The sequence below is a fragment of the Sebaldella sp. S0638 genome, from assembly GCF_024158605.1.
Lineage (GTDB): Bacteria > Fusobacteriota > Fusobacteriia > Fusobacteriales > Leptotrichiaceae > Sebaldella.
The window spans coordinates 1-6,501 of sequence record NZ_JAMZGM010000168.1; the positions used below are offsets into that span (position 1 = coordinate 1).

The window sequence follows — 6,501 nt, forward strand, 5'->3', positions numbered from 1 at the left end:
TTCAAAACACCTCTTTCTTTTTTTATTATATCATTGTTTAGATTTTGGTGTTCCTACTTTACTATAGCACTACAATTGGAACAAATTATTAACTTCATCTCTTACATATAACTTATTATTTTCTCTATATATCATAGTATTTTGTTTTAAAGTTTTTCTTTCCTGTTGTTTTATTACTTCACAATCCTCTTCCAGTGAATAAATTTTTTTTTCTTCTATAAGCTCCAACAACACATTATACTCTATCACGATACTACTCAATCCTAAAACCTCTTTTCTGTTCCAATGAAAATATACTAACACATTTTTTGCTAAAAAGCAATAAAAAATATAACATTCATTTTCTTTTGTCAATTAAAAGTGATATAAAAACAGGTATTTAAAATACCTGTCTAAATAATGTCTTTTTTTAATACTTTCTCTTTTAGAATTAAGACTTTTTTATGAATTAAATTTATTGTTTCTATAAATTCTTCATCTGTCTTTCCAGTCGGGTCCTCTAATCCCCAATCCTCACGATATCGACACGGTAAATAAGGACACTCGACATTGCAACCCATTGTTATTAATACATCTAACTCCGGTATTTCATTTAATAATTTAGATTTTTGTGTCTTTTCCATATCTATATCATATATTTTTTTGATTAGCCTCACAGCATCTTTGTTTATTTCATCTTTCTTTTCTGTTCCTGCTGAATATGCTTCAAAAACTTCAAAAGCAAACTTTTTACTCAATGCTTCTGCAATTTGTGATCTGCATGAATTATGAACACATATAAAACCTACTTTAATCATTTATACTCCTTTTGAATTTCAGGTTTGAACCAATTTATTGTATTATTTGATATTCTCACTAACATAAGCATTACCGGAACTTCTACTAATACCCCGACAACCGTTGCAAGAGTAGCACCAGATCTTAACCCAAACAATGATATTGCAACTGCCACAGATAACTCAAAAAAATTACTGGCACCTATCATTCCAGCTGGTGATGCTATATTATGTGGTAATTTCCATGCTCTCGCCCATAGATAAGCCAAAAAAAAGATGAAAAATGTTTGTATTGTTAGCGGTATCGCAATTAATAATATATGTAGCGGATTACTTAGAATTCTGTCCCCTTGAAATGAAAATATTATAATTAAAGTTAGTAATAAACCCGTTATCGTTGTTCCATTGAATTTTTTTAAAAATACTTCATTAAAATATTCCATACCTTTATTTTTTATTACTATATTTCTAGTTATAAATCCTAATAATAATGGTATTACTACAAATAAAACCGTTGATAAAATCAGTGTATTCCATGGTATTGTTATTCCTCCAATTCCTAATAAAAATCCCACAATTGGTGCAAAAGCTACCAAAATTATAAGATCATTTACCGCTACCTGGACTAAAGTATAAGCAGGGTCTCCATCTGTTAAATAACTCCATACAAATACCATTGCCGTACATGGTGCTGCCCCCAATAAAACAGCTCCTGCTAAATATTCTTTTGCTAATTCTGCTGGGATAAATGATTTAAAAACTATATAAAGGAAAAAACTTGAGATTGCATACATTGTAAATGGTTTTATCAACCAATTTGTTGTGCAAGTTATTATTAATCCTTTTGGCTTTTTAGTAGCACTAAGTATACTTTTGAAATCTATTTTTAACATCATTGGATATATCATTAACCAGATTAGTACAGCTGTTGGTATTGAAACATTATAATATTCAAATTTACTCAATGTTTCAGGAATTGACGGAATAAATTTGCCGATAGCCACTCCTAGAATTATACAAATAATTACCCATATTGTCAGATATCTTTCAAAAAATCCTATTTTTTTATTTTCATTATTCATAAACTACTCCTCAAATTTTATTCTATAGTTTTGATATTTAACTCTCTTGCAATTATTTCTGCAGTTTTTTTAGCAATTTCCCCTGTAAATTCTACACATTGTTTCATGTGTATATCTGAACCCATTTCCATATTCTTTGTTAAAACTTTGCAGCATAATACTTTATGATTATCTTTAAAACTTTGTTGTAACTCATTTGCAAGTTCTAATGTTTTGTTTACCTGTTCATCTTTAGGATCAGTCCTACCAAAAAAATATCCTAAACTAATAATACCACCGGAGACTGCACCACAAACACATTTTGATCCCCCAATACCAACTGGAAAACCTGATGCCATCGCTATAGCTTCTTTTGGTATATTGCTATCTATATATTTTTTTATAACAGCAACTATTGCTTCTGAGCAGTAATAATCTCCTTCTGCATAATATTTTTCTGCCTCTTTTTTTATATCACCTAAATTTATTTCTTTTTCCATATATTGATCATCTTCTCTCATCATCAAATGAATAACTCAAATCATTGCTTAGATAGCACATTTTTCTTTCTTAACTGCAAAATACTTTTCTAAATTTTCTAAATCTTCCTGATATATGCTTTCTTTTCTCAAATAGTTCTCTACTAATACTTTTAATAGCTCATTTTCCTTTTTTATCAATGCATAATGTGACCATTGAGCTTCTTTTCTGTCCCTGACAAAACCGTTATTTTTCAGATATGCCAAATGTCTTGAAGCTTTTGTCTGTGTGATATCAAGAACCTTTAAAATATCACACACGCATAATTCCTTATCATATAACAGATTAACTATTCTTAATCTGGTTTCATCTGACAAAGCTTTTAACTGGTCCGCAATATTAACCATTATTTACCTCCATACTTTTATTAAATAATTTCTTTTAATTCTTTTATTGTTGCTACTCTTCCGGATACTACTACTTTTTCATCAATTACCAGGGCAGGAGTTTTCATTACGCCGAATTTCAAAATCTCTTTCATATCTGTTACCTTTTCCACCTCTGCTTCTTTTCCGCTTTCTTTCAAAGCCTCTTTAACATTTTTTTCTAAATTTTGACAATTTTTGCATCCGCTTCCCAAAACTTTAATTTTCATATTTTTTCCTCCTTTAAATTATATAAACATATAACCGAAAAAATTAAAAGAATATCCGATTATTATTATTCCTATACCTACTATTAAAACAAAAATCGTTAATAACTTTGGCTTTACCACTTTACTTAACATTATTACTGAAGGCAGAGACAGTGCTGTAACTGCCATCATGAAAGATAATATTGTTCCTATTCCTACTCCTTTTAAAAATAAAGCTTCTGCTATCGGGATAGTACCGAATATATCTGCATACATCGGCATTCCTAATATTGTTGATATTAATACAGCAAATTTATTATTATTCCCTATTAGATTTTCTATTAATTCCTGCGGTATCCAGTTATGAATCAGTGCTCCTATTCCTACTCCGATTATTACATAAGGCCATACTTTTTTAAATATATCTTTTACCTGTTCCTTGGCAAACTCATGTCTTTTTCTTTTTGTCATGGTTTCCAGCTCACCGTCAACATCAGGCATTTCTCTCACATATTCCTCTACCTGTGATTCTAAATTTAAATGGTCTATTATACCACCGCCTACAACAGCCAGTACTAATCCCACCAAAACATATACAAACGCTATCTTAAATCCAAAAAATGACATTAATAACAGAAAACTTCCAAGATCTACTAACGGTGAAGAAATTAAAAATGAAAAAGTAGTTCCTAACGGTAACCCTGAAGCTGTAAATCCTATAAATATAGGAATGCTTGAACAGCTGCAGAAAGGTGTTATCGTTCCTAATAAAGCTCCTACTATTCTACCTTTAATTCCTTTCATATTTCCCAATAATTTTTTAGTTCTCTCAGGCGGAAAATAGCTTTGTATATAAGAAATTCCATATATTAACAATGTTAATAATATAAATATTTTTATAGTATCAAATATAAAAAACTGAATACTCCCGCCTATTTGAGATGTTAAATCAAGTCTTAATAATTTTTGTACTATAAATCCAGACAAATCATTTAACCAAGTCATTTTAAAAAAAATATCCATTATAGAATTAAATCCTTTTATAAACATTTCCATATTTTTCTCCATTCTTTATATTCGCTAAACCGGTTATACAAATAATATCATAAATTAAAATATATTGTCAATACTTTTTTATTATAAAAAAAGAACCTTTAATCAGGCTCTTTCTCATTATTTTCTAATTTATCAATTCTTGTATTAAGCTCTTTCAATTCATTTACTATTTCTCTCATTGACTCCTTAAATGTCTCAAAAGTCCTCATATCCTTCCATATAAAATAACTTAATACTATTCCTAATATTCCAAATTCTGTTAATTTTGTTAATTCCATTGAACGGAACTCCTCTCGATTTTATTCTGCTTCTATGCTGCTCTTATTTCTTTTAAATATTATATTTATAATATATTTTATTATGTTTGCAGGAATAAACTTTAATATAGTGTCTTTGTAAAAACTCTGTTTCATTACCCAATTAAGGGCAAAATTTAACTTTTCTTCCCCTTTTAGAAACTCCTGCAGCTCTGCCTTTATACTTCCTGCAAGTGCCAATACTTCAAGTTTTCTATAAGTCCATAAAAACCAACCTAAAACCAATACCCCTATTATAATTCCTGTATTTAATATAGGGTTACTCATGTATATCCCTATTATTCCTTTAATTATTCCCATTCTTATCTCCTCCTATAATTCTATTTTTAAAATGCCTAGCGATCTTCCAGCCTTATCGAACACTTCTATTTCTTTTATATTTTTTTCTACTGTTGTTCCCTGTTCCGCCTTCTGTTTTGTTATCTCTGCTGCAATATCGTTTTTAAACTGGTTCCAACGTGGCAATATGATATGCGGACAATATTTACCACTCCAGTCCTTATGTGTTTTCAGCTTTTCAATTCCCCAGCCTTTCTGAATTAATAAGCTAGCGACCAATTCAATAGCATTTTTTTCAGCTGCAAGTCCTGCGCTGTCGCATATTTCTATGCCAATGCTTGTGTTGTTTCCTGCACTTGTTCCTGCATGATAGGCTACTTCTGAAATTGGTATTGCCTCTATTGCTTCCTTGCCGCCAATTACAATGTGCCAGCCTGTTGCATTTGTATTCTCCGGGTTTTCTAGGTATCTTCTTTCACTATCTGCCGTACTCTTTGGATTGCCTGTGTTATGAATTGTAATATATTGACAATCCAGCTTTTTCCCTGTTCTCTTTTTGTTAATTGGCAGGTGTTTTTTTATTATTTGACTATATTTCATTTCCATCTCTCCTTTTCTACTTTAACCCCATTACCCTTATACTTTCATAATTCGACGTGTAATTTCTTGTAAATGTTAGCTTATTTGTAACTGAATCTATCCTTGCGAATGGTATTCCATCTCCATTCGTATCCAATCTTCCATCAGTTAATATGACCGGATAATCAGTGGCAGCACTAGAAATTAATAATGCTCTTGGCACTATACAATAACTCCTGTTATTATCTAGCTCAATAGATATCCAGTGATATTCCTCTGGAATAACAACGTTTAAATCTAAAATAAATTGCTGCTGTCCTGTCATTTGTACCGGTGCCAGATTATCTTCCTCATATATTAACTCAAGTCCACCGCCTTTATTGCTGCAACATTCTGCTTTGCACTCTGCTATTCTGTCCTCTACATCCTTAATCGTTGCAAAAACCACAGTACCATCAATATTTATATTTATTTCTCCCTGGTCTATCACTGTTATTATTTCAAATATTTCCTCCAGTAAATATTGTGCTGTTTCCGCTGGAAAAAAGTCCGCATCTGTACTTTTTGTGTATGCATACAATACTTCAGTTCCCTCTTCTCCTTTTGCATATAATCCTAACTCTCTAATAAAAAAGCCTGTTGCTAGTCCTCTATTTGTTATTGTAGATCTTATTTTCACCGTTCCATTTCCCAGGTCTTGAATTGTAGTAATAGGAAGTGTCAGTTTATAAGAGGCCAAATCTGTTAAGTCCTTTATATTTTCCTCCGGCACATCTCCATCACCTACACATACTCTTGTAAAAGTTAATTTTTCCCCTCCTAAAACCTTTCCTAGCAATTTTTTTCCCTCATTTGTTAGTACTGTTCCTATAAAATTACTCATATCCTATTCTCCTTTAATATAATTTATTTTAGCTATATGTTTATAAGCTCCTACGTTTTGTTCCAAAGCTTCCAAAGTATTTGTCTTTAAATATAAATCTATTGAACTAATTTTTGCGTGGTGTGCCTGGTAAACATTTTCATTCATTTTTACATCATTATTTAAATTAATTGGCTTTATTGCTAAATTTATATAATTTAACTTTGCTTTATGTGCCTGATATACATTTGAATTCAGTTTTATCTCATTATTTAAATTTGATACTTCCAGGCCAATATTGATATTATTGACTTTCCCGATTTCCTTATATTGGTTTGCATTCAAATCTCCGTATATTTTGTCATGAAATACTCCCAATCTTTGTAATGGTCAAGCAAAATGGGAACATTAGGATCCAAAGAAATTGAATCTAGCCTGGTAAGGAGTAATAAACCCA

At 30.8% G+C, this 6,501-nt stretch carries 12 protein-coding genes; all 12 read right to left on the bottom strand.

The window, feature by feature from the left end; genetic code table 11:
* Positions 1–69 precede the first annotated feature (69 nt).
* The 12 genes from NK213_RS18535 to NK213_RS18590 all read right to left on the bottom strand — a co-directional run bounded on the left by NK213_RS18535 (position 70) and on the right by NK213_RS18590 (position 6,389).
* Positions 70–261, bottom strand: coding sequence for a hypothetical protein (locus tag NK213_RS18535; protein WP_253352019.1), 192 nt, complete (start codon positions 259–261; stop codon positions 70–72).
* A 131-nt stretch (positions 262–392) separates the two neighbouring features.
* Positions 393–797, bottom strand: coding sequence for an arsenate reductase ArsC (locus tag NK213_RS18540; RefSeq protein ID WP_253352021.1), 405 nt, complete (start codon positions 795–797; stop codon positions 393–395).
* Positions 794–1,858 carry an ACR3 family arsenite efflux transporter gene (arsB, locus tag NK213_RS18545; RefSeq protein ID WP_253352023.1) on the bottom strand — a complete coding sequence of 355 codons (1,065 nt, stop codon included), beginning with the start codon at positions 1,856–1,858 and terminating at the stop codon, positions 794–796. The genes NK213_RS18540 and arsB overlap by 4 nt, the downstream gene beginning before the upstream one ends.
* 17 nt (positions 1,859–1,875) lie before the next feature.
* Positions 1,876–2,337, bottom strand: coding sequence for a C-GCAxxG-C-C family protein (locus NK213_RS18550; RefSeq protein ID WP_253352025.1), 462 nt, complete (start codon positions 2,335–2,337; stop codon positions 1,876–1,878).
* Positions 2,338–2,385: 48 nt separating this feature from the next.
* Positions 2,386–2,724, bottom strand: a complete 339-nt coding sequence (locus tag NK213_RS18555; RefSeq protein WP_253352027.1) for a metalloregulator ArsR/SmtB family transcription factor — start codon at positions 2,722–2,724, stop codon at positions 2,386–2,388.
* A 20-nt stretch (positions 2,725–2,744) separates the two neighbouring features.
* On the bottom strand, positions 2,745–2,972 hold the full coding sequence (locus tag NK213_RS18560; protein ID WP_253352028.1) for a thioredoxin family protein: 228 nt from the start codon (positions 2,970–2,972) through the stop codon (positions 2,745–2,747).
* A gap of 18 nt (positions 2,973–2,990) precedes the next feature.
* Positions 2,991–4,007 (bottom strand): permease, encoded by a 1,017-nt coding sequence (locus NK213_RS18565; RefSeq protein ID WP_253352030.1) that lies wholly within the window; start codon positions 4,005–4,007, stop codon positions 2,991–2,993.
* Positions 4,008–4,105: 98 nt separating this feature from the next.
* A complete protein-coding gene (locus tag NK213_RS18570; protein ID WP_253352032.1) occupies positions 4,106–4,285 on the bottom strand; it encodes a hypothetical protein in 180 nt (59 codons plus the stop codon).
* A gap of 21 nt (positions 4,286–4,306) precedes the next feature.
* Positions 4,307–4,624 (bottom strand): hypothetical protein, encoded by a 318-nt coding sequence (locus tag NK213_RS18575; protein ID WP_253352034.1) that lies wholly within the window; start codon positions 4,622–4,624, stop codon positions 4,307–4,309.
* A gap of 12 nt (positions 4,625–4,636) precedes the next feature.
* The gene (locus NK213_RS18580) at positions 4,637–5,203 is read right to left on the bottom strand and encodes an N-acetylmuramoyl-L-alanine amidase family protein (RefSeq protein ID WP_253352036.1); all 567 of its coding nucleotides are present in this window, start codon (positions 5,201–5,203) and stop codon (positions 4,637–4,639) included.
* A gap of 16 nt (positions 5,204–5,219) precedes the next feature.
* Positions 5,220–6,065: a phage tail protein gene (locus NK213_RS18585; RefSeq protein WP_253352038.1), complete on the bottom strand. Its 846-nt coding sequence runs from the start codon at positions 6,063–6,065 to the stop codon at positions 5,220–5,222.
* A 3-nt stretch (positions 6,066–6,068) separates the two neighbouring features.
* Positions 6,069–6,389, bottom strand: coding sequence for a hypothetical protein (locus NK213_RS18590; protein WP_253352040.1), 321 nt, complete (start codon positions 6,387–6,389; stop codon positions 6,069–6,071).
* Between the last annotated feature and the right edge of the window lie 112 nt (positions 6,390–6,501).

What these genes read in the sequence shown, in the direction of transcription:
- NK213_RS18550 (WP_253352025.1), bottom strand. Translation starts at nt 2,337, where the DNA reads ATGGAAAAAGAAATAAATTTAGGTGATATAAAAAAAGAGGCAGAAAAA.
- NK213_RS18575 (WP_253352034.1), bottom strand. Translation starts at nt 4,624, where the DNA reads ATGGGAATAATTAAAGGAATAATAGGGATATACATGAGTAACCCTATA.
- arsB (WP_253352023.1), bottom strand. Translation starts at nt 1,858, where the DNA reads ATGAATAATGAAAATAAAAAAATAGGATTTTTTGAAAGATATCTGACA.
- NK213_RS18565 (WP_253352030.1), bottom strand. Translation starts at nt 4,007, where the DNA reads ATGGAAATGTTTATAAAAGGATTTAATTCTATAATGGATATTTTTTTT.
- NK213_RS18585 (WP_253352038.1), bottom strand. Translation starts at nt 6,065, where the DNA reads ATGAGTAATTTTATAGGAACAGTACTAACAAATGAGGGAAAAAAATTG.
- NK213_RS18570 (WP_253352032.1), bottom strand. Translation starts at nt 4,285, where the DNA reads ATGGAATTAACAAAATTAACAGAATTTGGAATATTAGGAATAGTATTA.
- NK213_RS18580 (WP_253352036.1), bottom strand. Translation starts at nt 5,203, where the DNA reads ATGAAATATAGTCAAATAATAAAAAAACACCTGCCAATTAACAAAAAG.
- NK213_RS18540 (WP_253352021.1), bottom strand. Translation starts at nt 797, where the DNA reads ATGATTAAAGTAGGTTTTATATGTGTTCATAATTCATGCAGATCACAA.
- NK213_RS18560 (WP_253352028.1), bottom strand. Translation starts at nt 2,972, where the DNA reads ATGAAAATTAAAGTTTTGGGAAGCGGATGCAAAAATTGTCAAAATTTA.
- NK213_RS18555 (WP_253352027.1), bottom strand. Translation starts at nt 2,724, where the DNA reads ATGGTTAATATTGCGGACCAGTTAAAAGCTTTGTCAGATGAAACCAGA.